The organism is Alsobacter sp. (assembly GCF_059501845.1).
Window position 1 is genome coordinate 18,345 of the sequence record NZ_JCACDK010000003.1, and the last position, 21,004, is coordinate 39,348.

Annotated in this window: 21 protein-coding genes; 13 read left to right on the plus strand and 8 right to left on the minus strand. The window is 67.8% G+C overall.

What is annotated here, in order from left to right; translation table 11 throughout:
* Positions 1-55: 55 nt before the first annotated feature.
* Positions 56-451, plus strand: coding sequence for a DUF1622 domain-containing protein (locus AC5JCN_RS04265; protein WP_495753783.1), 396 nt, complete (start codon positions 56-58; stop codon positions 449-451).
* Positions 452-462: 11 nt separating this feature from the next.
* On the opposite strand, the gene poxB is transcribed toward AC5JCN_RS04265, so the two are convergent.
* The 3 genes from poxB to AC5JCN_RS04280 form a co-directional block, all read right to left on the minus strand.
* Entirely contained in the window at positions 463-2,196 is a 1,734-nt protein-coding gene (gene poxB / locus AC5JCN_RS04270; protein WP_495753784.1) for a ubiquinone-dependent pyruvate dehydrogenase, read from the minus strand.
* A gap of 115 nt (positions 2,197-2,311) precedes the next feature.
* The gene (locus AC5JCN_RS04275; RefSeq protein WP_495753785.1) at positions 2,312-4,525 is read right to left on the minus strand and encodes a putative bifunctional diguanylate cyclase/phosphodiesterase; all 2,214 of its coding nucleotides are present in this window, start codon (positions 4,523-4,525) and stop codon (positions 2,312-2,314) included.
* A gap of 142 nt (positions 4,526-4,667) precedes the next feature.
* Positions 4,668-5,699, minus strand: a complete 1,032-nt coding sequence (locus tag AC5JCN_RS04280; protein WP_495753786.1) for an aldo/keto reductase — start codon at positions 5,697-5,699, stop codon at positions 4,668-4,670.
* A gap of 265 nt (positions 5,700-5,964) precedes the next feature.
* On the opposite strand from AC5JCN_RS04280, the gene AC5JCN_RS04285 reads away from it, so the two are divergent.
* Together AC5JCN_RS04285 and AC5JCN_RS04290 are read left to right on the plus strand one after the other, a co-directional pair.
* The gene (locus AC5JCN_RS04285) at positions 5,965-6,426 is read left to right on the plus strand and encodes a RidA family protein (protein ID WP_495753787.1); all 462 of its coding nucleotides are present in this window, start codon (positions 5,965-5,967) and stop codon (positions 6,424-6,426) included.
* Positions 6,427-6,441: 15 nt separating this feature from the next.
* On the plus strand, positions 6,442-7,632 hold the full coding sequence (locus AC5JCN_RS04290; RefSeq protein ID WP_495753788.1) for an aminotransferase class V-fold PLP-dependent enzyme: 1,191 nt from the start codon (positions 6,442-6,444) through the stop codon (positions 7,630-7,632).
* 15 nt (positions 7,633-7,647) lie between these two features.
* Here the strand turns inward: AC5JCN_RS04290 and AC5JCN_RS04295 are convergent, their stop codons facing one another.
* Both AC5JCN_RS04295 and AC5JCN_RS04300 read right to left on the minus strand, forming a co-directional pair.
* Positions 7,648-7,833: a hypothetical protein gene (locus tag AC5JCN_RS04295; protein ID WP_495753789.1), complete on the minus strand. Its 186-nt coding sequence runs from the start codon at positions 7,831-7,833 to the stop codon at positions 7,648-7,650.
* 141 nt (positions 7,834-7,974) lie between these two features.
* The gene (locus tag AC5JCN_RS04300; protein ID WP_495753790.1) at positions 7,975-11,604 is read right to left on the minus strand and encodes a tetratricopeptide repeat protein; all 3,630 of its coding nucleotides are present in this window, start codon (positions 11,602-11,604) and stop codon (positions 7,975-7,977) included.
* Between the two features lie 305 nt (positions 11,605-11,909).
* Here AC5JCN_RS04300 and AC5JCN_RS04305 point away from each other — a divergent pair, with 305 nt between their 5' ends.
* Positions 11,910-12,749, plus strand: coding sequence for an alpha/beta fold hydrolase (locus AC5JCN_RS04305; RefSeq protein WP_495753791.1), 840 nt, complete (start codon positions 11,910-11,912; stop codon positions 12,747-12,749).
* A gap of 26 nt (positions 12,750-12,775) precedes the next feature.
* On the opposite strand, the gene AC5JCN_RS04310 is transcribed toward AC5JCN_RS04305, so the two are convergent.
* Positions 12,776-13,174 carry a (R)-mandelonitrile lyase gene (locus AC5JCN_RS04310; protein WP_495753792.1) on the minus strand — a complete coding sequence of 133 codons (399 nt, stop codon included), beginning with the start codon at positions 13,172-13,174 and terminating at the stop codon, positions 12,776-12,778.
* Positions 13,175-13,262: 88 nt separating this feature from the next.
* Between AC5JCN_RS04310 and AC5JCN_RS04315 the strand changes: the two genes are divergently transcribed.
* The gene (locus AC5JCN_RS04315; RefSeq protein WP_495753793.1) at positions 13,263-14,669 is read left to right on the plus strand and encodes an SNF2-related protein; all 1,407 of its coding nucleotides are present in this window, start codon (positions 13,263-13,265) and stop codon (positions 14,667-14,669) included.
* Positions 14,670-14,743: 74 nt separating this feature from the next.
* Here the strand turns inward: AC5JCN_RS04315 and AC5JCN_RS04320 are convergent, their stop codons facing one another.
* Positions 14,744-15,223, minus strand: a complete 480-nt coding sequence (locus AC5JCN_RS04320; protein WP_495753794.1) for a VOC family protein — start codon at positions 15,221-15,223, stop codon at positions 14,744-14,746.
* A 253-nt stretch (positions 15,224-15,476) separates the two neighbouring features.
* Between AC5JCN_RS04320 and AC5JCN_RS04325 the strand changes: the two genes are divergently transcribed.
* The 8 genes from AC5JCN_RS04325 (at position 15,477) to AC5JCN_RS04360 (ending at position 19,988) form a co-directional block, all read left to right on the plus strand.
* Entirely contained in the window at positions 15,477-17,417 is a 1,941-nt protein-coding gene (locus tag AC5JCN_RS04325) for an amidohydrolase (protein ID WP_495753795.1), read from the plus strand.
* A gap of 370 nt (positions 17,418-17,787) precedes the next feature.
* A complete protein-coding gene (locus AC5JCN_RS04330; protein ID WP_495753796.1) occupies positions 17,788-18,021 on the plus strand; it encodes a CsbD family protein in 234 nt (77 codons plus the stop codon).
* A gap of 28 nt (positions 18,022-18,049) precedes the next feature.
* Entirely contained in the window at positions 18,050-18,310 is a 261-nt protein-coding gene (locus tag AC5JCN_RS04335) for a DUF1488 family protein (protein ID WP_495753797.1), read from the plus strand.
* A 37-nt stretch (positions 18,311-18,347) separates the two neighbouring features.
* Positions 18,348-18,476: a hypothetical protein gene (locus AC5JCN_RS04340; RefSeq protein ID WP_495753798.1), complete on the plus strand. Its 129-nt coding sequence runs from the start codon at positions 18,348-18,350 to the stop codon at positions 18,474-18,476.
* Positions 18,477-18,508: 32 nt separating this feature from the next.
* Positions 18,509-18,754 (plus strand): hypothetical protein, encoded by a 246-nt coding sequence (locus AC5JCN_RS04345; protein ID WP_495753799.1) that lies wholly within the window; start codon positions 18,509-18,511, stop codon positions 18,752-18,754.
* A 131-nt stretch (positions 18,755-18,885) separates the two neighbouring features.
* Positions 18,886-19,233, plus strand: a complete 348-nt coding sequence (locus AC5JCN_RS04350) for a DUF6481 family protein (RefSeq protein ID WP_495753800.1) — start codon at positions 18,886-18,888, stop codon at positions 19,231-19,233.
* A 47-nt stretch (positions 19,234-19,280) separates the two neighbouring features.
* Complete coding sequence (locus AC5JCN_RS04355) at positions 19,281-19,541, plus strand: hypothetical protein (RefSeq protein WP_495753801.1); 261 nt, start codon at positions 19,281-19,283, stop codon at positions 19,539-19,541.
* Positions 19,542-19,778: 237 nt separating this feature from the next.
* Positions 19,779-19,988 (plus strand): cold-shock protein, encoded by a 210-nt coding sequence (locus tag AC5JCN_RS04360; RefSeq protein WP_495753802.1) that lies wholly within the window; start codon positions 19,779-19,781, stop codon positions 19,986-19,988.
* Positions 19,989-20,112: 124 nt separating this feature from the next.
* Here AC5JCN_RS04360 and AC5JCN_RS04365 read toward each other — a convergent pair whose 3' ends face one another.
* Positions 20,113-20,796 carry a spermidine synthase gene (locus tag AC5JCN_RS04365; RefSeq protein ID WP_495753803.1) on the minus strand — a complete coding sequence of 228 codons (684 nt, stop codon included), beginning with the start codon at positions 20,794-20,796 and terminating at the stop codon, positions 20,113-20,115.
* Positions 20,797-21,004 lie beyond the last annotated feature (208 nt).

Here is a 21,004-nt window from a genome sequence, read left to right on the forward strand (position 1 = left end):
TCTGCAGCCTCAGGTTGCGCAGTGTCGCGGCGCAAGGGCGCGCAGGAGTCGGCCGATGGAGCAGGCGGCAACCGGCATCAAGGCCATCATCGACCCGTGGATGCACACCGTGTCCTCCTGCATCGAGGTGGCGGGCGTGGCCCTGATCGTGGCCGGCGCCATCGCCTCGACGCTGGTGTTCCTCTATGGCGGGCTGGGGACGGTGGGGTGGCCGGGCGCCTTTCGCTCCTACCGCGCCAATCTCGGGCGGGCGATCCTGCTCGGGCTCGAATTGCTGGTGGCCGCCGACATCATCGGCACCGTGGCCATCACGCCGTCCTTCGAGAGCCTTGGAATCCTTGGCCTGATCGTCCTCATCCGCACCTTCCTCAGCTTCTCGCTCGAGGTCGAGATCGAGGGCCGCTGGCCCTGGCAGAAGGGCCGCGGGCGGGGCGAACCGGAGCACCTCTGAGCGCGCCGCGCCTACCGGCGCAGCAGGTTTTCCTTGGCGAGGTCGATCACCTCGTCGCCCCGGCCGCTCATCACGGCGCGCACCAGCCACAGGCTGAAGCCCTTCACCTGCTCCGACGAAATGGTGGGCGGGATCGAGAGTTCCTGCTTGGCGACCACCGCGTCGAGGAGCGCGGAACCATCATGTGCCAGGACCGATGCGATGGCTCCCGGCAGTTCGCCGGGATCCTCGACGCGCACGGCGTGGATCCCCATCGCCCGCGCCATGGCGGCAAAGTCGGGGTTGTCGAGGTCCGTGCCGACCTCGAGGTATCCGGCGGCCTTCATCTCCATGGCGACGAATCCGAGCGTTCCGTTGTTCACGACCACGACCTTCACCGGCAGGTTCTCCTGCCGGAGCGTGATGAGGTCGCCCATCAGCATCGTGAAGCCGCCATCGCCCGACAGCGAGACGACCTGGCGGCCCGGCTGCGAGGCCTGCACGCCGATCGCCTGCGGCATGGCATTGGCCATCGAGCCGTGCACCAGAGAGCCGATCAGCCGGCGCTTGCCGTTCATCGCGAGATAGCGCGCCGCCCAGATCGTCGGCGTGCCCACATCGAAGGTGAACACCGCGTCCTCGGCCGCCGCCTCGCTCAGGAGCCGGGTGAGGTACTGGGGGTGGATCGGCGGCCGTCCCCGCGTGCCCTCGGCCAGGTCGTCCAGCCCCTTGCGCGACTTCCGGTAATTCTCGAGGCAGGTGTCGAGATGCGCGCGGTCGGCCTTTGGCGCCAGACGCGGGAGCATTGCCCGCAGGGTGTGGCCGACGTCCCCGACCAGCCCGAGGTCGATCCGGGTCCGGCGCCCCAGGTTCTCCGGCCGCAGGTCGACCTGCACGACCTTCGCGCCGGTGGGATAGAACTGCTTGTAGGGGAAGTCCGTGCCGAGCATCACCAGAAGGTCACAGCCCTGCATGGCGTCGTGACCCGATCGGAAGCCGATCAGCCCGGTCATCCCGACATCGAACGGGTTGTCGTACTCGACATGCTCCTTGCCACCGAGCGCGTGAACGATCGGCGCCTTCAGGGCGTCCGCGAACGCCATCAGGGGCGCGTGCGCACCGGCGCACCCACGGCCGCAGAACAGCGTCGTTCGGCTCGACGCGGCGAGCATGTCGGCGAAGGCCGCAAGTTCCGGCTCGGACGGAATCACGACCGGTTCCGGCGGCAGGAGCCCGGCCCGCGGGGAGAACGGCCGGTCGGGTGCCTCGTGCAAGGCGAGATCGCCGGGGATCACCACGACGGCGACGCCGCGCCGGCCCACGGCAGCCCGCACTGCGTTCTCCAGCACGAACGGCATCTGCGCCGGGTCGGACACCATCTCGCAATAGACGCTGCACTCCCGGAACAGGTTCTCGGGATGCGTCTCCTGGAAGTATCCGCCTCCGATCTCGGCCGACGGGATCTGCGCGGCGATGGCCAGTACCGGCGTGCGCGAGCGGTTGGCGTCGTAGAGGCCGTTGATCAGGTGCAGGTTGCCGGGCCCGCAGGAGCCGGCGCAGACCGCGAGCCGGCCGGTGACCTGCGACTCGCCGGAGGCGGCGAAAGCTGCGACCTCCTCGTGGCGCACATGGACCCAGCGGATCGACTGTTTTGCGCGCAGGGCATCCGTCAGGGCGTTGAGGCTGTCGCCCACGACGCCGTAGATCCTCTCGACGCCCGCCTCGGCCAGGATGTCGACGATGGTGTCTGCGATGCGCTGCGTCATGGTGCTCCTCGGGGGCGGGATGCTGCGATAATGCAACTTGCCCGCGTGAGGTTACACCACGTCGACCGCGATCTGCCGGGACGCACTGATCACGTGTGGACGAGGACCACGCCCCTCAGGCCGCAGCCTGCGCGGCCTCCGCGTCGGCCATCATCTGCGTCAGCCCCGGCCCCGTGAGGGGGCGCGAGAAGAGGTAGCCCTGCAGCCGATCGCAGCCGGCATCGCGCAGGAAGGCGTGCTGCGTCTCGTTCTCCACCCCCTCGGCGGTGACGTCGAGACCGAGCGCGCGGCTCATGGCGATGATCTGGCTCACGAGGGTGTGGGCCTCGTCGGCCTTCTCCGAATCCTGCACGAACTGCCGGTCGATCTTCAGCTTGTCGAAGCCGAAGCGGCGCAGATAGAGCAGGCTCGAATATCCCGTTCCGAAGTCGTCCAGCGCCACCTTCACCCCGAGAGCCTGCAACCCCTTGATCTGCTGGTCCGCACGTTCCTCGTCGGCGATGAGGATCGACTCGGTGAGCTCGATTTCGAGGCGGTGGGGCGGCAGGCCGCTTTCGGCGAGCACCGCCGCGACTGTCGCCACCACATCGGCATTGTGGATCTGCTGCGCCGAAACGTTGACCGCGACGGAGAGATGATCGAAGCCGCTGGCATAGGCGACCGCCTTGCGCAGCACCTGCTCGCCAAGGCGGACGATGAGCCCCGTCTCCTCCGCGATGGGGATGAACTCGGAGGGTGGCACCGGCCCGAGGTCGGCATCATCCCAGCGCGCGAGAGCCTCGACGCCGAGCACCGTTGCACCGTCCTCGGCATAGATGGGCTGGTAGGCGACCCCCACCTCTTCGCGCAGCACGGCGCGGCGGAGAGCGGCCTCCAGCATCCTGCGCCTGACGACGGCCGCCTCCATAGCGGCGTCGAAGGCCACGGCCCGACCTTTGCCGCCCCGCTTCGCTTTGAACAGAGCGAGGTCCGACCGGCGCAGGAGGTCGTTGATCTCGTCGCCATCCGTCGGAGCGACGGCGTAGCCCACGGACGCGCCAAGCCCGGCGACGAGCCCGTCCGGCAAGATGAATGGGGTGCTGAGGATGCGGACCGTCTTCTCCGCCGCCGCGGCGACCACGGCCGGGTCGCCACCCGCGACCGCCAGCACGAACTCGTCGCCGCCAGTCCTGCTCACGAAGTGGTCCGGAAAAGCGCCCGCCAGCCGCTCTGCGACAGCCGCCAGGGCGGCGTCGCCGGCCTGGTGGCCGAGCGAATCGTTGATGTCCTTGAAACCGTCGAGGTCGATGCTGATGACCCCGACGAAGTGGCCGTCATTCGCCGATGCGATCATGGCGGGGGCGGTCTCGCTCAGCGCGAGGCGGTTCGGAAGGCCGGTGAGAAAGTCGGTGCGCGCCAGGCTCGCCTCGCGCTGGCGGCCTTCCGCCAAAGCCCGCGTTTGGCGGCGGACGGCCGCGACGCCGGTCGCCCCGAGAGCGACGAGCAGTCCGAGCGCGAAGAGGAAGCCGTTGCTCATTTTGCGCAAAAGAGCCTCGCCCGGCAGGTCGGCGTGCCAGGTCAGCGTTCCGACGACCTCGCCCCGCGTGTCCTGGATGACGGCGAAAGCCTGGCCCTCGACCGTCTCGCCGGCCGAGAACCATCGCAGGCCCTCGTAGCCCGATCGTCCGCCGAGTTCGGAGAGGAAGCCCGTATCGAGCCTGTAGGTGGCCACGAGCAGCACGGGCCGTTCAGGGATCTCGATGCCTTCGCCGGGGTCGGAGTCGGGCAGAATGGACTCGACCACGACGTTCGAGGGGTTGCCGTTCACGAGCCTTATGTCGCTGACGGCGCGGTGCTGCAGGCTGCGCCCATTGCCGAGATCGATGCGGGACACGGCGACCTGCATGCCGGGCTCCGGCTGGCGCAGTTGCGCCACGAGGTCCGCGAAGGCGGCACGGTCGCGAACGAAGCTCGCGCCCTTGTCAGGCTGCCCGTCGGCATAGCCGAAGATCGGCTGGTCTTGGCTGTCGAGAACGTCGACTTCGTCATAGCCCAGCAGCTTGGTGAGATAGCCGCCGTAGAACTCTTCCATCCAGTCGGAGCTGGGCGCGGTCGTCGTATTGCGGAACGCCTCGCCCCAGATGGTCTGGACCTTCAGCTCGCGCCGCAGGGCGATGCCGTGCTCCGTGATGGCATGGCTGACGGTCTGCGCCTGCCGGCTCTCGGCAAGGATGTCGACCTCACGGTAGGCCACCATGAACGACCCAGACACGACGAGCACGGCTGCCACGGCCAGCACGGCCATGAACAGCCCCAGACCGCTCTTGTCCGTCTTTCTGACGAGTTCCATCATGCCGCTCCGGGCACCGAGAGATGGCCCAAGCTAAGCGGCAAGCCATGAAAGCCCGCTAAACAGATTTGATTTTCGTATGTTTAACGTCTGCGATCCGTCGGCGTGAACCCGACGCCAATTCGGTGCACCAAAGCCGGCGCTAGGCCGGCGTCGGCGCTTCACCGGCGAGCAGGCCTTCGGCCTTCAGCTCCTTCCACAGCGCCGCCGGGACGCCCGCGGACATCTCCGCCGCGTTGGCACGCACCTCCTCCGGCTTCACGGCGCCGATGACCAGCGACACCACCGCCGGATGGGCGGCGGCAAAGGCGAGCGCGGCCCGGCGTAAAGGAACGCCGTGCCGGGCACACACGGCCTCGATCCGCCGGACCCGGTCCATCACGTCCTTCGGCGCCGGGCCGTAGTTGAATTTGGCACCCTCGACCGCGCCCGTGGCCAGGATGCCGGAGTTGAAGACGCCGCCCAGCATCACGCCGACCTTCTTCTCGACGGCCAGCGGCATGAACTCCTCCACGGCCGGCTGCTCCAGCAGGGAGTAGCGGCCGGCCAGCAGGACCGTGTCGAAGTCACCCTCGCGCAGGAACCGGGACGCCACGTCGGCCTCGTTCACGCCCACCCCGATCGCCTTCACGAACCCGGAGCCGCGCAGCTCGTCCAGCGCCTTGTAGGCACCAGCCATCGCTTCGCCGAAGCGCTTGTCGTAGTCGGGGCCGTGCGTCCAGACATCGACGTCGTGGATCAGCAGGATGTCGATCCGGTCGAAGCCGGTGCGCAGGAGCGACTGCTCGACGGAGCGCATGACGCCGTCGCGCGAGTAGTCGAAGTGGGCACGGTGCGGGAAGCCGCCGGCAAAGCCCGGGGATACCACGTCGGGACGGGGCTTCTCGACCGGGGTGAACGGGTCCATGACCCGCCCGACCTTGGTGCAGAACACGACCTCGTCGCGCGGAAAGCGCCGGAGCACTGCGCCGCAGCGCGCCTCGGCCAGGCCGTTGCCGTAATGCGGCGAGGCGTCGAACAGGTTGAACCCCGCCTCCCACGCGGCCTCCACCGTCGCTAGCGCCTCGCGTTCGTCCAGCCTCTGGAAGAGGTCGCCCAGCGGCGCGGCTCCAAAGCCCATGACGCTGACCGAAAGCTCGGCCCCGCGCGAAGTGGTGAAGGTGCGCTTCTGCATCGGCTGTCTCCTCCCGGTGTCGTCTTATCCGGCGCTTCGCCGGGCACGGCCAAATGAGGGGACCGGCACGGGACAATCGCCGCTCGAATTGCGTAAAGCAACGGCTGCCGGCGAGCCATCCGCGCCGGGGATGCCAGCCCCCACGACATCGCGGCCCCATGCTTCGGCCGCATCGCCGATCCAGCGCGGCGAGATCACTAGGCAGCCCCCCCTCCGGTGATGCTACCGTGCAACGCATGAAGCGCTGAAGGCGCGGGAGAACGCGATGACGCCCTACGACAGGCTCCAGGAACTCGGACTTTCCCTCCTGACCCCGGCCACCCCGGTCGCCAACTACGTGCCCTTCGTGATCGACGGCTCGACGCTCTACATCTCCGGCCAGGGACCGCGCGAGGCGGATGGCTCCCTGCGGACGGGCAAGGTGGGGGCGAACAGGACGACCGAGCAGGCCTATGACGATGCGCGTTTGACGGGGCTGAACCTGCTGTCAGTGGCGCACATGGCCCTGGGGGACCTCGGCCGCGTGCGACGCGTCGTCAAGGTGCTCGGAATGGTCAACGCCACGCCGGAGTTCGGCGAGCATCCCCAGGTCATCAATGGCTGCTCGGACCTGTTCGTGGCGGTGCTCGAGGACAAGGGCCGCCATGCCCGGTCCGCCGTGGGAATGGGTTCGCTCCCGCTCGGCATCTCGGTCGAGATCGAGGCCATCTTCTCGATCGATCTCTGACGGCAGGCACCCTGCATGGACACGGGCGGGACACGCGACATCCGGCGTGAACTCGGTCTGAGACCGATCATCAACGTGTCCGGCACGATGACGGCGCTGGGCGCGTCGATCATGGTTCCGGAGGCGGTGCAGGCGATGGCCGCGATCGCGACGGAGTTCGTCGAGATCGACGACCTCCAGCGGCGGGCCGGCGAAGTGATCTCCCGGCTCACCGGCGCGGAGGCCGGGTTCGTCTCGGCGAGCTGCGCAGCCGGCATGGCGATGAGCATTGCCGGGGCGATGACGCGGACAGACCTCGCCGCTGTCGAACGACTGCCCGACACCACCGGCCTGCGCAACGAGGTCGTGATCCTGGCGGGCCACTGCGTCAGCTACGGCGCGCCCGTCGAGCAATCGATCCGGCTCACCGGCGCCAGAGTCGTTCCCGTGGGCAATGTGAGCCAGGGCCACCGCTATCAGCTCGAGGCCGCCCTCGGCGAAAGGACGGCCGCGGCGCTCTACGTCGTCTCGCACCACACGGTGCAGAGCGGGATGCTCCCTCTCCATGACTTCAGCGCGGCATGCCGGGCCAAGGGCGTCCCGGTCATCGTCGATGCCGCCTCGGAGTACGATTTGAGGGGCTTTCTCGCTGCTGGTGCCGACATCGTGCTCTACAGCGGCCACAAATTCCTCGGCGGCCCGACCAGCGGGATCGTCGCCGGCTGCAAGGACCTCGTGCGGGCAGCATACCTGCAGAACCGCGGCATCGGGCGGGGCATGAAGGTCGGCAAGGAGAGCGTGGCTGGCGTCATGGCCGCGCTGGACGCCTGGGAGAGGCGTGACCATGCCGGGATCCGGCGGCGCGAGAGGGAAGCCCTCGACCTCTGGCTCTCGGCGCTCGCGCCATTTCGAAGTGTGGTTGCTCGCATCGTGCCGGACTTCACGGGCAATCCGCTCGACCGGCTGGAGCTCACCCTTCTGCCGGAGAGCGGTTTCACGGCGGCCGGGTTTGCCGCGGCACTGGCGCGAGGCACTCCGCCCGTCATGGTCCGCGACGATGAGGCCGACAGGGGCCACGTCCACCTCGATCCCTGCAATTTGCATCCGGGAGAGGCGGAGATCGTGGCACGAAGGCTGGCAGACACGCTTCGCGAGGCGCGTGGGCTGCCTTCGACGGAGCCGGACTGCGACGACGCGGTGAACCGGCTTCTGCGGTGGCCGGACTGACGCGGAGCGCGGTGGTCAGGCCTTGACGTCGACCCGCTGGCCGGTGCCGGGAGCCGGCGGGGGCGAGGAGGTCTGCGGCTGTGACTTCGGAGCCGCGCGCCCGTCGTCGGCATCCCCGTCGTTCTGGCGGACGGTCGGCGCACGCTGCACCGGGGCTGCCGAAGAGGCAGCCGAAGAGCTGGAGATGGAAGACACGGACATCGATCTGGACCCCTGCCGGAGCGGCTTACCCGGTGGGTCTACAGCACAGGCTTTGCTGAAGTCGCAACAAAGGTGGTGAACGTCCGGCGGCGGCAACGGATCGATTTGTCGGATCCGGCCGGCGAGGGTGCCGCCGGGCCGTCAGCTGCCCACCACTTTCTTCTTGCCGGACCATGGACGGCCGGTCACGTCGACTGCATTGGCCGAGAGGTCGGGGATGCTGCCCTGGAACATGTCGACCTTGCTCTTCGCCTTGGAGAGGCTTTCCTCGTCAAGGAGCCCAGTCACCATCTGCTTCTTCTTGAGCGCGTTGGTGTCGCCCTGCGCTGCCGCGAGCGAGAACCAGAGATAGGCCTCCGTCAGGTCCTGCGGAACACCGACGCCGCGCACGCAGAGGAAGCCCATATTGTACTGGCTTTCGCGCACCCCGTACTCGGCCGCCTTGCGGAACCAGTGAGCCGCGCCGGCCATGTCCGGCGTGCCTACGCTGGAATCGGAGAGCAGCGCGCCCAGATTGTGCATCGCTTTGACGTTTCCGCCGCGAGCAGCCTTTTCGTACCACTCCATGGCCAGCGGAATGTCCTTGGGAATGCCCGTGCCGAGTTCGTAGATGCTGCCCAGTTCATACTGGGCTGGCGCCAGTCCCTCCTCGGCCGCTGCCTGAAGCCAACGCGTCGCTGCCTTGCTGTCGCGCGGCACGCCCTTGCCGAGCAGCAGCCGCATGCCGGCATCGTAGGCCGCCACCGGATCGTCGGCGACCAGCGCCTCCTGCAACGGCTTCGAGAAGAACGCCTTCTCGACAGCCGTCAGGGTCGGCTTGTGCACGAGCGGATTGCCGGCGGGCAGCGCCGCAGGCGCGGGCGTGATCGATGCCAGGCGGCGCTTCTCGGGAGCCGCCTTGGGCGCAATCTCGGAGCGCCGCTCGGGAGTGACCGCCTGCCGCTCGGGCGCGCAGCGCGTCACGCCCGTGCTGATGACGGCGGTTTCGTAGTCGGGGCACTTCTGCACGACGGGAGATGCCGCGCCAGCCGACACACCATCCGCGGTACCGATGCTTCCCGTGACGCTCGCCTTCTCCTCGCGGCTGCGCTCCAGCCCGTCGGCATCCGGCGCCGATGTCGCGGCAGCCTCGACATCAGCCTTCACGGCTGCGGGCTTCGCATTTTCGATGTCGCCGCGGTTCTGGCTCACTTCCACAACTGGCGGGAAAGGCGCCCGCTCGGGCTCTGCCTTGGTGCTGACCCGGACGGGCGGAAGCGGCACGGACACAGGCACGGGCGGAGGCGTGTCGATCACCACGTGGGCCTTGGCGTCCTTCCGGTCGGACGCCCGCGAACCGCCGGACGGTTCCGCTGACGGAAAGGCGGCCGGCTGTGCCATCGGCGAGACCGGGTCGAGGGTGGCCGGCGGCGGAATGTCCGGCATGGGTGCCGGAATGGCGGCGACATGCTCCCTGCCGGAACGTGGCTCCTTCGCCTGGAAGAGCGCCAGCACCTCGTCGACGTGATCCATCGACTTCAGCCGGTCCAGCATGGCTGCGAGCTGGGGGCTGTCGCCATATTTGGCCGCCGCAGCCCAGCCGAGGCCAGCCATCAGCGCCACGATGGAAGCGGCCGCGATGGGGAGCTTGCCACGGCGCCCACGCTTCGCGGGCTCCCTTTCGACCTCGGTTGCGGGTGGAGGTGCCGGCGGAACCTGGTTCTGGAGGCGCAAACCCTCGGGGGCCGGCGGGTCGCGCAGCACCTGTGTGGCGGGAGCGACTTCCGGTTGCGGCGCCGAGCGCCTGACGGATATGTCGGCGCTCGCGGCGGCCGCCCGCATGGCAGGCTGGGGGCGATAGGCGCCGCCGGTCACCTGGGCGAGCCGCGCCGCATAGTCGTCCGGCTGCGGGGCCGCCGGTGCACGAGGCTCCGGCGGAACCTCGTCGCGGGCGCGCTCGGCCGCCTTGAGCGCCCTGGCCAGACGTGAGGCCTCGTCCTCCCGCGACACCGTTACCGGGGGTGGGGCCGGCTGCGCGGGCGCAGGCTGTGGCGCTGCGGCCGACCTCATGGTCGCGTGGACCGCTGCAGCGGCGGTCTGCGGCTGTGACTTCGCGAGATCTGGCGACTGCAGAACTTCGGTCAAGCGCGAATTGATCGTGTTCAGGATCGTGTCGCACTTGGTGTTGCGCTCGAACGTGTCGAAGACGCTCTTGATCGTGTCGGCAATCTGGTCGTTCAGGTTGGCCGCGACTTTGCTGGTCGCGTCCTCGACGAGCGAGTCGAAACCCGTGGTCCGGATCGCATTCTCGAGGCTGTCTAGCCGGCGGAGCACCTCGCGGGGTGCGGAATGGTCGGCCGACAGGCCTGACATCCGCTCGTGCAGCCGGTCCAGGCTCTCGACGACATTGGCCTGCGACGTGCCCTTCTTGGCCAGTTCGAGAAGCGTGCCGATGTTGCCGGGCAGGCGGGCGGTGATGTCGTCGACGGAAGACTGGATTTCGCCGATCCGCCCGATCAGCTCGACGATGCTGTCGTTCGCGGTCCTGCTCTCGCGGTAGCTGTCGTCGACGCGCCTGAACGAGTCGATGATGGTGTTGACGCTCTCCTCGAGCGCCTCGAGCTTCGCCTGCAGGTCCGGCTGCATGGCAGCCGCGATCCTGGCGAGCTCGGCCCTGATGCCGGGGATCTCGGCATTCAGCCCGGCGAGCGGGTCGACCTTGTTGCCGAGCGCGCCCAGCTGCCGGTCGACGGAATCCAGGCGGTGGGAGACCGCGTAGATTTCCTGCGGGATGGCCGAAGCGACGCTGGAAAGCACGCTCTCGGCCGCTGCGTTGATCTTGGGCACGGCCACGTTGATCGAGCCCTGCAGCTGCTGGATCGCTGCATGAACCTCCTGGAGCTCGAGGCTGCGCTCCGCCTCGCGGCTGTCCCATGCGGCGTGCTTAGCGGCCTGGGAGGGAGCCTGCTGGCTGCGCAGGCGAGCCGCATCGGCGGCTTGATCGGCGGTGGCCTCCATCCGCTTCAGCGCCAGCGCCAGCGCGGTCTCGATGACGTTCAGCCGTTCCGACTGACCCGTGGAGGTTCGCTGGGAAGCCTCCATGTATCGCGCGATCCCGTCGAGCCGCTGCTCGAATTCCGAGAAGGCTTCCGACAGTTCAGCGGGGTCAACGCCGGGTCGGCGCGTGTGCTCCAGCTGGGCGATCCGGTTCTCGATCCTTTGCAGGAGGTCCGGGATGGCGCCTCCATTGCCCGCCTTGACGGTATGCTCGACCGTGCTGAGCCGCTGGTTGATGACGTCGAGGGATGAGCGGACGCTGTCGGAGATCTTCCCGCAAGTATCGGCGATGCGGCCAATCTCGCCTTCCGTCCGCGACGATGAGGTCTCGACCCAACCGAGAAGCTTGGCGAGCGCTTCTGCCGTCCGCTGCTCGGACGCCTCCAGAAGACCACGAGTCTCGGAGACGACGGATGCCTCGGTGGCCCTCAGATCGGGATACCGGGGGTCGGGGTACCTGGGGTCGGGATGTCTGGCGTCGGGATGTCTGGGTTCGGCAAACCGGGGATCAGGATGGCGAGGCTGCTCGCTGAAAAAGCGTGGCCGGGCGAACGGGTCGCCCCCATGGCGCGGCGTCTCGCGAGGGGCCTCGGGAGCGGAAGACGGAGCGCCGTTGCGATCGGGCACCGAGGCCAGAGCATAGAGCCACTGCTCGAGGCTCAAACCGGCACGCGCCGCGAATTCGCTCGCCGCTTCGAGCTCCGATCGGGACAGGATCGTTTTGGGTCGCACCATTCTCGCCGCCTGAGGTGCTGGAATGCTTCGCGTCGTTGAGGAAGTCGCGACTCCACTGAACACAACTGCGGCGAGCTAATCGGAGGCCCCTGATTCCGTCCACGGATGAGTCGATCAAGCGTTGTGGATAACTGACGAACATCAACATCAAGCTTGGTTTGCACATCTGGCAGGCACTTTGCCCGTCATTTGAAGTGCAATCACAAGACGATCAGCGTGGACTGGACACGCCGGTGCACTTTACGGTCGGTGGCGGGATTGAGCCGGACAGCCGCTCAAACCGACGCATTCGCGGGAGCTGGGCTATGCGCGGATTACTCGCAGCACTCCTGATCGCTATCGTGGTCCTGCCGGTCGCGGCCGCCGAGCGCTGGCAGACGCTGCCCTCGACCCCGCCGCCCGTGCAAGGCGCGACCACGGGCTATGCAGAGGTCAACGGAGTCAGGCTCTACTTCGCCACCGTCGGCAGTGGCCCACCGGTCGTCCTTCTCCACGGCGGGCTCGCCAATTCGAACTACTGGGGCCACCAGGTGGAGGCGCTCGCGCCCGCCCACAAGGTCATCCTCGTCGACAGCCGAGGCCATGGCCGCAGCACGCGTGATGCGCAGCCCTTCGGCTATGACCTGATGACCGACGATGTGGTCGACCTGCTGGACACGCTGGGCATCGAGAAAGCCGACATCGTCGGCTGGAGCGACGGCGCAATCATTGGCATCGACCTCGCGCTGCGTCACAGGGACCGCGTGCGCCGGGTGTTTGCCTTTGCCGCCAACACCGTGACGTCCGGCGTCAAGGACGACGTGCTGACCAACCCGACCTTCGCCGCCTTCATCGCGCGCGGGCGCAAGGAGTATGAGGAGCTATCGCCAACGCCGAAGGAGTATGACAGCTTCGTCGAGCAGATCAGCCACATGTGGGAGAGCCAGCCCAACTGGACCGACGAGCAGCTGAAGGGGATCACCACGCCCGTCCTCATCGCCGATGGGGACCATGACGAGGCCATCAAGCGCGAGCACACAGAGTACATGGCCGCCACGATCCCCCTCGCCGGGCTGCTGATCCTGCCAAACACCAGCCACTTCGCGTTCCTTCAGGACCCGGCGCTGTTCAACGCCGCCGTGCTGAACTTCCTCGACGCCCCCTGACCTCCACTTGCGCCCGAGTGCCCTGGTCAGGACCTTTCGGCCTCGCCTTCGTTCACGTGTTCCATCCAGTCGGTCATGCGGCCGTCCAGCATTTCCTGGATGGCGAGCTGGGACGTGCCAGCCGTCTCCGTGGCACCGTGCCAGTGCTTCTCGCCCGGCTCGATCCAGACGACGTCACCGGGGGAAATCTCCTCGACCGGTCCGCCCCAGACCTGGACGCGGCTGCGGCCCGAGACGACGGCGAGGATCTGGCCGAGAGGATGGGAGTGCCACGCCGTCCGCGCGCCGGGCTCGAAGGTGAGGGTCAGCGCCACCGCTCGCGCCGGGGCCGGGGCGCTGTGGATCGGGTCGAGCCGCGCCGCCCCGCGGATCCAGCTCTCGGGCGGCGTGACGGACGGTTGCGAACCGCTGCGCTTGATCTCCATGGTGCAATGCACTCCCCCGGCGTTCAGCCCTGTGCGACGGACGATCCGCCGTCTCGACTTTCCCTGCAAATTGCGCTGAGGAGAAGCGGTGACCGCCGAGCCCAGCTTCACATTCGTCCCGCGCCCGCATCAGGATGCCGCGCGGAATGCCATTCTCGCCGCCCAGGCGGCGGGACGTCGAGGTTTCCTGCTGGGCGACATGACCGGGCTGGGGAAGACGCTCTCGGCCTGGAGCGCCGTCGCCGCCATGCCCGAGAAAGAGGTGCTCGTCATCTGCCCGAAGGGCGCGATGCCGCAATGGACGCGGACCATCGCGCATTTCCCGCCCGCGGGAAAATCGGTCACCCTCATCAACTTCGAAAAGACGAAGTCGCTGATGGCACCGCCGCCGGCGAGCAACAAGCGCTCGACGCGGGCAAAGAACAACGAACTCGCGAAGCTCGGCACGCTGAAGCGGACATGGCCCATCGTCGTGATCGACGAGGCGCACCGGATCAGGAACCCGAACTCACAGCAGGGCCAGGTATGCCGCAAGGTGGCCGGGGCCGCGGCCTTCACCATCTACATGAGCGCCACGGCCGGTCAGGCCCCTCACGAGCTGTCCTATCTCGCGCCGCTGCTGGCCGGATCAGGCGACGATGACGGCCTCGACGGGTTCCGCGGGCTGATGAAGCGGCTGCGGATCGGCAGGGCCAAGGGCCGCTGGAAGAACTGGTCCTGGGAGCCGAACGAGGCGGACCGCCGGACCATGGCGCGGCTGCTCTATGCAGGGCCCGGCGCGATCGGCCTGCGCAGGCGGCCGGAGGACATCGCAGGCTGGCCCGAAGTGCAGCGCGAGCTCGCCCCCGTCGCGCTCGACCGGGAGGGGCGCAGGCTCTACGACGCCACCTGGCGCGCATTCCGCCACGAGCTCGGCCTGGCCGGAGGCAGCACGCGGATGCCGCAGGGATGGGCCGCCGACCTGCGCTTCCGGCAGAAGGCGAGCCTGCTGCGGGTACCCGGCACGGCCGACTTCGCCTCCGACCTGCTGGACGACGAGTTGCAGGTCGCCCTGTCGGTCGCCTTCCTCGAGACCAGCGCGATGCTGGCGGAAGCCCTGCGCGGCCGCGGCTGGAAGGTGGGCGAGATCAACGGCGAGCGCCCGGGAAACGAGAACGAGAACACGCGGCTCGCCTTCCAGACGGGGCAGCTGGACGCCGTCGTCTTCACCGTGACGGAGAGCATATCCCTGCACCAGGGAGAGATGCCCGGCGGTGACAGGGAACGCTCGCTCATCGTGCACGACATGCGCCACAGCGCCATCCAGCTCGCCCAGATCGAGGGCCGCTGCCACCGCGACGGGCGGCACGCGCTCATCTACTACGCCTACGCCGAGGGCACCGTGGAGGAGAGGATCGCGGCGGTCGCGATCGCCCGGATGGCGTCGATGGGCGGCATGGCCGGCGACGATACGCAGATGCTGGACGCCATCGCCGCCCTGCTGGAGGAGGCCTAGAAGCCTGCTCAGCAGGACGGCGGCTTCCAGGTCTTCCGGATGGCCAGAGGCCCGGAGCGGGGCTGACCGCCGCGTCACCCGCGCCGGGCCGCCTCGATGGCAGCGATGTCGATCTTGCGCATCGTCATCATCGCCTGGAAAACACGCTTGGCCTCCTCGCCTCCGGCCGCCATCGCGCTGGTCAGCGCGCGCGGGGTGATCTGCCACGAGATCCCCCACCTGTCCTTGCACCAGCCGCAGGCACTTTCCTGGCCACCGTTTCCGACGATCGCGTTCCAGTACCGGTCCGTCTCCTCCTGGTCGTCTGTCGCGATCTGGAAGGAGAAGGCCTCGGAGTGCTTGAACATGGTACCGCCGTTGAGACCCAGGCAGGGAATGCCCGCGACCGTGAACTGCACGGTCAGCACGTCTCCGGCCTTGCCGGATGGATAGTCCGTCGGCGCACGATGCACGGCGGCGACTGCACTGTCGGGGAAAGTGGCGGCGTAAAAGCGGGCGGCTGCCTCGGCGTCCTTGTCGTACCAGATGCAGACGATGTTCTTGGCGATGGCCATCGGCGGTTCCTCCTGAAGCTCTTTCCTGCGGCCAGAGGACGATCCGGGAAACGAAAATCCGACATCGGTATCGTGCCGTCGTGGGGTTTTGCCGCGGAATCGAGCAACGGCCGGCGGCCGCCTTATCCCGTCGTTTCGCCGGAGCGCCCCTTTTCACAACTCGGTTGTCTGAACCGCTCCGCGCAACTTTGACTAGAAGCAGATAAGGCAAAGCTTTAGGTTTCCGGTGCCGCTGGTCGCAGGGAGATCTGTCATGGCCCGTATCCGCGCATGTCCCGCCGCGCTTGCGCTGTTCGTCAGCGCCATCGCCCCCGGTCACGCACAGACGCAGGCAGACAAAATCTGGACGGGCGGGCCGATCCTGACGATGAACGATGCCGCGATGCGGGCCGAGGCCCTCGCCGAAAAGGACGGCAAGATTCTCTCGGTCGGCAATACAGCCGACGTGATGGCGTTCAAGGGCCCCGACACCAAGACCATCGACCTCGCGGGGCGGGCGATGGTGCCCGGCTTCTTCGACGCGCACGGCCATGTCTTCGGCGGCGGGCTTCAGGCGCTTTCGGCAAACCTTCTCGCGCCCCCCGACGGCAAGGTGGAGAGCATCGCCGCTCTGCAGCAGACGCTGCGCGAGTGGATCGCCGCAAACCGCGACAAGGTCGAGAAGTTCGGTCTCGTCATCGGCTTTGGCTGGGACCCCTCCACCCTCGCCGAGCACCGCGCGCCCACGCGCCAGGATCTCGACGCGATATCGACCGAGTTTCCTGTCTACATCATCCACCAGTCAGGCCATCTCGGTGCCGCGAATTCCAAGGCGCTCGAGGACGTCGGCTACACCCGCGAGACAAAGGATCCGGCTGGCGGCGTCATCAAGCGCGAGGCGGACGGCCAGCCCAATGGAGTGCTGGAGGAGACGGCTCACGCCGCCGCCCTCATGAAGCTGCTGGCCCGCGTGGGACCTGCCGGCGCCAAGGAGATGGCGCGGGCAGGCGCCGAACTCTGGGCCCGTTTCGGTTACACCACCGCGCAGGAGGGCGCAGCGATACCGGCCACGGCGCGGGCCATGCGGCAGCTGGCGAGCGAAGGCGGCTTCAAGGTCGACGTGGCCGTCTATCCGCTCGTGGCAGCAGACCGCGAGTTCGTCCGCAAGAACACCAGCCGCGACTATGTCGACAGGATGCGCATCGCGGGCGGCAAGCTCGTCATCGACGGCTCTCCGCAGGGCTTCACGGCGTGGCGGGACCGCCCCTACTACGCGCCCGTCGGCGACTACCCTCCCGGCTATGTCGGCTACAATTCGACGACGCCCGTCGAGACGGCCGACGCGATAGACTGGGCCTTTGCCAATCACGTACCGCTCCTCGTCCACTCCAACGGCGAGGCCGCGACCGATTCCCTGATCGCCGGCGCGGACCGGGCGATCGCAAAGTACGGGACCGGCGATCCCGACCGACGCCTGACGCTCATCCACGGCCAGTTCCTGCGCGAGGATCAGGTGGACGCGATCCGGCGGCTGGAAATCTTTCCATCCGTCTTCCCGATGCACACCTTCTATTGGGGCGACTGGCACCGAGATCACACGGTGGGGCCGGACCTCGCCGACAACATCTCGCCGACGGGGTGGCTGGTGAAGCGGGGCATGATTTTCGCCTCCCACCACGACGCGCCTGTCGCCTTCCCGGATTCCATGCGGGTTCTTTCGGCGACGGTGACGCGGCGGTCTCGCTCCGGCGACATCATCGGCCCGGCACAGCGTGTCGACGTGATCACCGCGCTGAAGGCCATGACCATCTGGCCGGCCTGGCAGCAGTTCGAAGGCGCGCGCAAGGGGTCACTGGAGGTCGGCAAGCTGGCCGACCTCGTCGTGCTCTCCAATGATCCGACAGCGGTCGATCCCGAGACGCTAGCCGGCCTCAAGGTGGTCGAGACGATCAAGGAAGGTCACACGATCTTCGAGGCCTCGCCCGAACTTCAGAAGAAGACCGAGATGACCTGGCCGGGCGGGCGCCAGACGGCTTTCGCCGACACCTTGAAGGACGTGTTCGTGGAGCACAGGATGGGCCGCCTGCCCGAAGCGTATCGCACCGCCGACATGCGCGCGCGGATCGCCCGGGACTTCGACGATTGTCTTGCAGGCGCTGCCCTCAGCGAGATCATGCTGCCGGACTCCGGCGGCGAGGCGATGGCCGGACGGTGAGACCTGCTCACTGTAGAAGGATGCGATCGGCGTGATGTCGAGTGGGCATCTGCGGAACGTCTTCGCCAGCTTGCGCGTCTTCTGACTGCGCTTAGAAATACTTCCTGCGCTCGGGCGTCCTTTGTGCTATAGGATCCCTGCAGGCTGCGAAGGGCAGCCAATGGGCGGCTCATTCCCGACAGCAGGGCGGCCCGTGTTCGAGAATGCTTCTCGGCGCTCGCTTCTCCCGTGACCAGTCTCCGAGCGGACGCTTCCGGGCTTCCGCAGAAATGTCGTTCATGCCGCCTATGATCCAGTTGCCCATGCCGGCCATGTCCGGTGTGCGCGTGCGCATGAACGGCAGAGGCGCGGCCATGGATCCGGCTGCGCGATGAGCGGAAACGATTGGCCGGACTACATGGGCGCGCCGACGCTGGCGCCTGCCGAGACCCGGAAGCGGGAATTGCGGCTGCTGGCGAAAAAGTGGAGCAGGCTGACTGCGGACGACCTGGCTGCCGTCGAATGCGATGACGATCTCGTCGCCATGCTGGTCGCGAGGTACGGGCTGGAACCCTCGCAGGCCCGCAAGATCATTGAAGCCGCCATGCGCCCGTCTCCACGGTGAAGGCGGCAGGCGAGGCCGGGAGGTCATCATGCTCGCGTTCGTGAACCCCAGCTCGAGTTTCGACGGCGTCCACAGGGCGGTGCGCTTCTGGGGCCATGACGGCGCTTTCGAGGTCGCCTGCGTGGTGACCTGCGAGGCCCTCGGTTCTTTCCGGCCGGGCATGCCTGACGACGAGGCGAACTGCCTGTCGGTGTTCAATGCCAACCGGCACAGCATTCATGAGGCCGCGACGCGGGCTTATGGCGCCGGCGGGAAGACCAGGCTGGTCATCGATATCGGGGCGATCTGAGCGAGCGCCGCCGCACGCGGGGCAATCGGAGGACGACATGGCAAAAGGCGAACAGCGCGGTAATCGCGAGACCAAGAAGCCCAAGAAGGAAAAGCCGAAGACCATTGCGGCGGCGCCTTCGACGAAGGGCCTGATCATTCAGAAGCCGTCCGGCGGGAAGCACTAGGTGCAGCCGCCGTTTCCGGCGGGGCGACGGGCATGGACCTGATCGTCTCCCGCTCCGAAGGCGGGGAATGGACCCTCACCGATCTTCTCGGCCGGACCATGGGCACGGTCACCGAGAGCGAGCCGCGAGCCTTCACCATTCGCCCTGAGGGGCACGCCGTGGAAGCGATGGCCGGGCTCAGGACCGGCCCCTATACCTCGGTGGACGACGCGCTCGCGGCCATCGAGCGCCACACTCGCGGTGTCTGCCGGCGCAAGCCGGGTACCGCCAACGAATAAGCCGGGTTCATCCCGGAGACATGCCGTCCCGGCCGCAGCGCGTCGCGCCCAGGCTGGACCGGACACGACAGGGCCGCGCAAGGCAGCGGGGCCCCGTCGGGAACGAAGTGCCGCAAACGCAAGGAATCAGAATGCCGTCCTACAGGGAACCATCCCACGCAACCCGCGCCAACCAGGCCGCGGCAGCACGCAAGCAGGCCCTCTCCGCCTTCCAGGACAACCCGGCCCGCGATCCCGCCGCAGTGGAGGCCCGCCAGGCCGCCCTGCGTGAGCGCGAGGAGGCGCGCGCCATTCGCGCCGCCGAGAAGGCCCGCCTGCGCGCCATCAAAGAAGCGGAAGTAGCCGAGCAGAAGGCCGCCCAGGAGCGGGAAGCAACTCTGCAGGCCGAGACCAAAGCCGCCGAGGCCATCGAACTCGCAGCCCGGCAGAAAGCAGCGCGCGATGCGCGCTACAGCGCACGCAAGGCCAGAGCACGCTGAGCGGACGCGAACAGGGCTTCATCAACGCCCGGAGAGGAGAGATCGCGATGTCCAGCACAGGAACCGCAGCCCAACGCAGTGCGCGCCGAAAGGCGTCTGCCCTTTTCGACAAGACCGCACAGCGGCAGCTCGAAACAGACAGGCGCGTCGAGGAGCAGCGAATCGCCGAACGTCAGTTCGTCGCCAAGACGGAGCGCCTGCGCGCGCTTCGCATGGAGAGGGACGCGACGGCGGCCCGCGAGGCCGCAGAGGCGACGGCCGCAAAGCCCAAGCCTGCGCCGCGGAAGAAGAAGGTTGCGCCAGCGTGAGCGACTCCGTGCGGAAGCAAGTCTGCTGAGCAAGATTTTTCGATCTGCAAAGAAGACTTGCTTTTCCGGCCGGAAGCGGTCACAAGGTGTCCATCGACATTTGGCCGGAAAACTTGGCCGCTACGCCTCGCACTGCCTGGCGCACGTTCAGAGTCAATCTCTCCAAACATCGATCTATCGGAGTTCCGGGACGCTTCGAGCGCCTGGAAGAACGCGCCTTGCATGAAAGGACATCGCATGAACACGGGTACCGTCAAGTTCTACAACGACCAGAAGGGCTTCGGCTTCATTCAGCCGGACGACGGCAGCAAGGACGTCTTCGTCCACGCCACGGCTCTTGAGCGCGCCGGCATGCGCGGCCTCGTCGAGGGGCAGAAGGTTGCCTTCGACACCGCCGAAGACCGCCGCTCGGGCAAGGTCGCCGTCAACAACATCGCGGCGGCGTAAGTCACGACGCGACCGAGGCGCCCTCGGGCGTCCCACAAGCTGTGCCCCGCCGGTTGGACCTCCCCGGCGGGGCATTTCTTTTTGGGCCCTTGCTTTTCAGGCCCACGCGCTGCCAGCGCTGTCCTCAGGACCGCCCGGGCCGGGTTGCCAGCCAGATGACGTGCCGGGCCCCTCGCCTGCCGCGGTCGGCTTTGACGACGGCCTCCTCGACCATGAACCCGGCCCGCATGAGGCGCTGGGTGAAACTGCGGTCGGGCGACGCAGACCATACCGACAGCACACCACCCGGCCGCAGCGCGGCGAAGGCGTCGGCCAGACCGCGCACGTCGTAGAGAGCATCATTGGCCGCGCGGGTCAGCCCTTCCGGACCATTGTCGACGTCCAGCAGAATGGCGTCGTATCCCCTGGGCGACTTGCGGATCACGTCCATGACGTCACCGACGAGCACCTGAACGCGCGCATCGGCCAGACTGTCCCCGAACAGCGACGCCATCGGGCCGCGTGCCCAGTCCACCACCGCCGGCACGAGTTCCGCCACGTCGATGCGGGCTCCCGGGCCGAGGGCCTTCTGCGCCGCACGCAGCGTGAAGCCCATCCCCAGCCCGCCCACCAGCACGCGGGCCCGACCGGCATCGCCAAGTCTCTCGCAAGTCAGCGCCGCCAGCGCTTCCTCCGATCCGCTGAGCCGGCTGTTCATGAGGTCCGTGTGCCCGAGCCGGATGGCGTACTCGCCACCGCGCCGCATCAGGCGGAGCTGGCCACCTTCGCCCGGCATCTCGGCCGTATCCAGCAGTTCCCAGGGGATCATGCTCGCCTCGCCCACGTCGTGCGCCTGCATACAGGCCGCGGGCGGAGGCGGAAAGCAGGCTCGCCCGCCTCGTCGGGCCGAAGGTGGGCATTCCGCTCCGGCATTTCGCTGCGGTGTTCGCCCCCGATATCCATGCTCGCGGTTACTGACCGTGGCGGAGCGGCCAGGAGAAGCGACGTTCTGTCCAAGCCGTTCCAGAGTTCCGCAC

Bases quoted from the DNA above. Each gene is read 5' to 3' on its own strand.
- AC5JCN_RS04300 (WP_495753790.1), bottom strand. From the start codon at position 11,604: ATGGTGCGACCCAAAACGATCCTGTCCCGATCGGAGCTCGAAGCGGCG.
- AC5JCN_RS04305 (WP_495753791.1), top strand. From the start codon at position 11,910: ATGCGCGGATTACTCGCAGCACTCCTGATCGCTATCGTGGTCCTGCCG.
- poxB (WP_495753784.1), bottom strand. From the start codon at position 2,196: ATGACGCAGCGCATCGCAGACACCATCGTCGACATCCTGGCCGAGGCG.
- AC5JCN_RS04340 (WP_495753798.1), top strand. From the start codon at position 18,348: ATGGCAAAAGGCGAACAGCGCGGTAATCGCGAGACCAAGAAGCCCAAG.
- AC5JCN_RS04275 (WP_495753785.1), bottom strand. From the start codon at position 4,525: ATGGAACTCGTCAGAAAGACGGACAAGAGCGGTCTGGGGCTGTTCATG.
- AC5JCN_RS04320 (WP_495753794.1), bottom strand. From the start codon at position 15,223: ATGGCCATCGCCAAGAACATCGTCTGCATCTGGTACGACAAGGACGCC.
- AC5JCN_RS04335 (WP_495753797.1), top strand. From the start codon at position 18,050: ATGCTCGCGTTCGTGAACCCCAGCTCGAGTTTCGACGGCGTCCACAGG.
- AC5JCN_RS04285 (WP_495753787.1), top strand. From the start codon at position 5,965: ATGACGCCCTACGACAGGCTCCAGGAACTCGGACTTTCCCTCCTGACC.
- AC5JCN_RS04295 (WP_495753789.1), bottom strand. From the start codon at position 7,833: ATGTCCGTGTCTTCCATCTCCAGCTCTTCGGCTGCCTCTTCGGCAGCC.
- AC5JCN_RS04360 (WP_495753802.1), top strand. From the start codon at position 19,779: ATGAACACGGGTACCGTCAAGTTCTACAACGACCAGAAGGGCTTCGGC.
- AC5JCN_RS04280 (WP_495753786.1), bottom strand. From the start codon at position 5,699: ATGCAGAAGCGCACCTTCACCACTTCGCGCGGGGCCGAGCTTTCGGTC.
- AC5JCN_RS04345 (WP_495753799.1), top strand. From the start codon at position 18,509: ATGGACCTGATCGTCTCCCGCTCCGAAGGCGGGGAATGGACCCTCACC.
- AC5JCN_RS04355 (WP_495753801.1), top strand. From the start codon at position 19,281: ATGTCCAGCACAGGAACCGCAGCCCAACGCAGTGCGCGCCGAAAGGCG.
- AC5JCN_RS04265 (WP_495753783.1), top strand. From the start codon at position 56: ATGGAGCAGGCGGCAACCGGCATCAAGGCCATCATCGACCCGTGGATG.
- AC5JCN_RS04350 (WP_495753800.1), top strand. From the start codon at position 18,886: ATGCCGTCCTACAGGGAACCATCCCACGCAACCCGCGCCAACCAGGCC.
- AC5JCN_RS04330 (WP_495753796.1), top strand. From the start codon at position 17,788: ATGAGCGGAAACGATTGGCCGGACTACATGGGCGCGCCGACGCTGGCG.
- AC5JCN_RS04290 (WP_495753788.1), top strand. From the start codon at position 6,442: ATGGACACGGGCGGGACACGCGACATCCGGCGTGAACTCGGTCTGAGA.
- AC5JCN_RS04365 (WP_495753803.1), bottom strand. From the start codon at position 20,796: ATGATCCCCTGGGAACTGCTGGATACGGCCGAGATGCCGGGCGAAGGT.
- AC5JCN_RS04310 (WP_495753792.1), bottom strand. From the start codon at position 13,174: ATGGAGATCAAGCGCAGCGGTTCGCAACCGTCCGTCACGCCGCCCGAG.
- AC5JCN_RS04325 (WP_495753795.1), top strand. From the start codon at position 15,477: ATGGCCCGTATCCGCGCATGTCCCGCCGCGCTTGCGCTGTTCGTCAGC.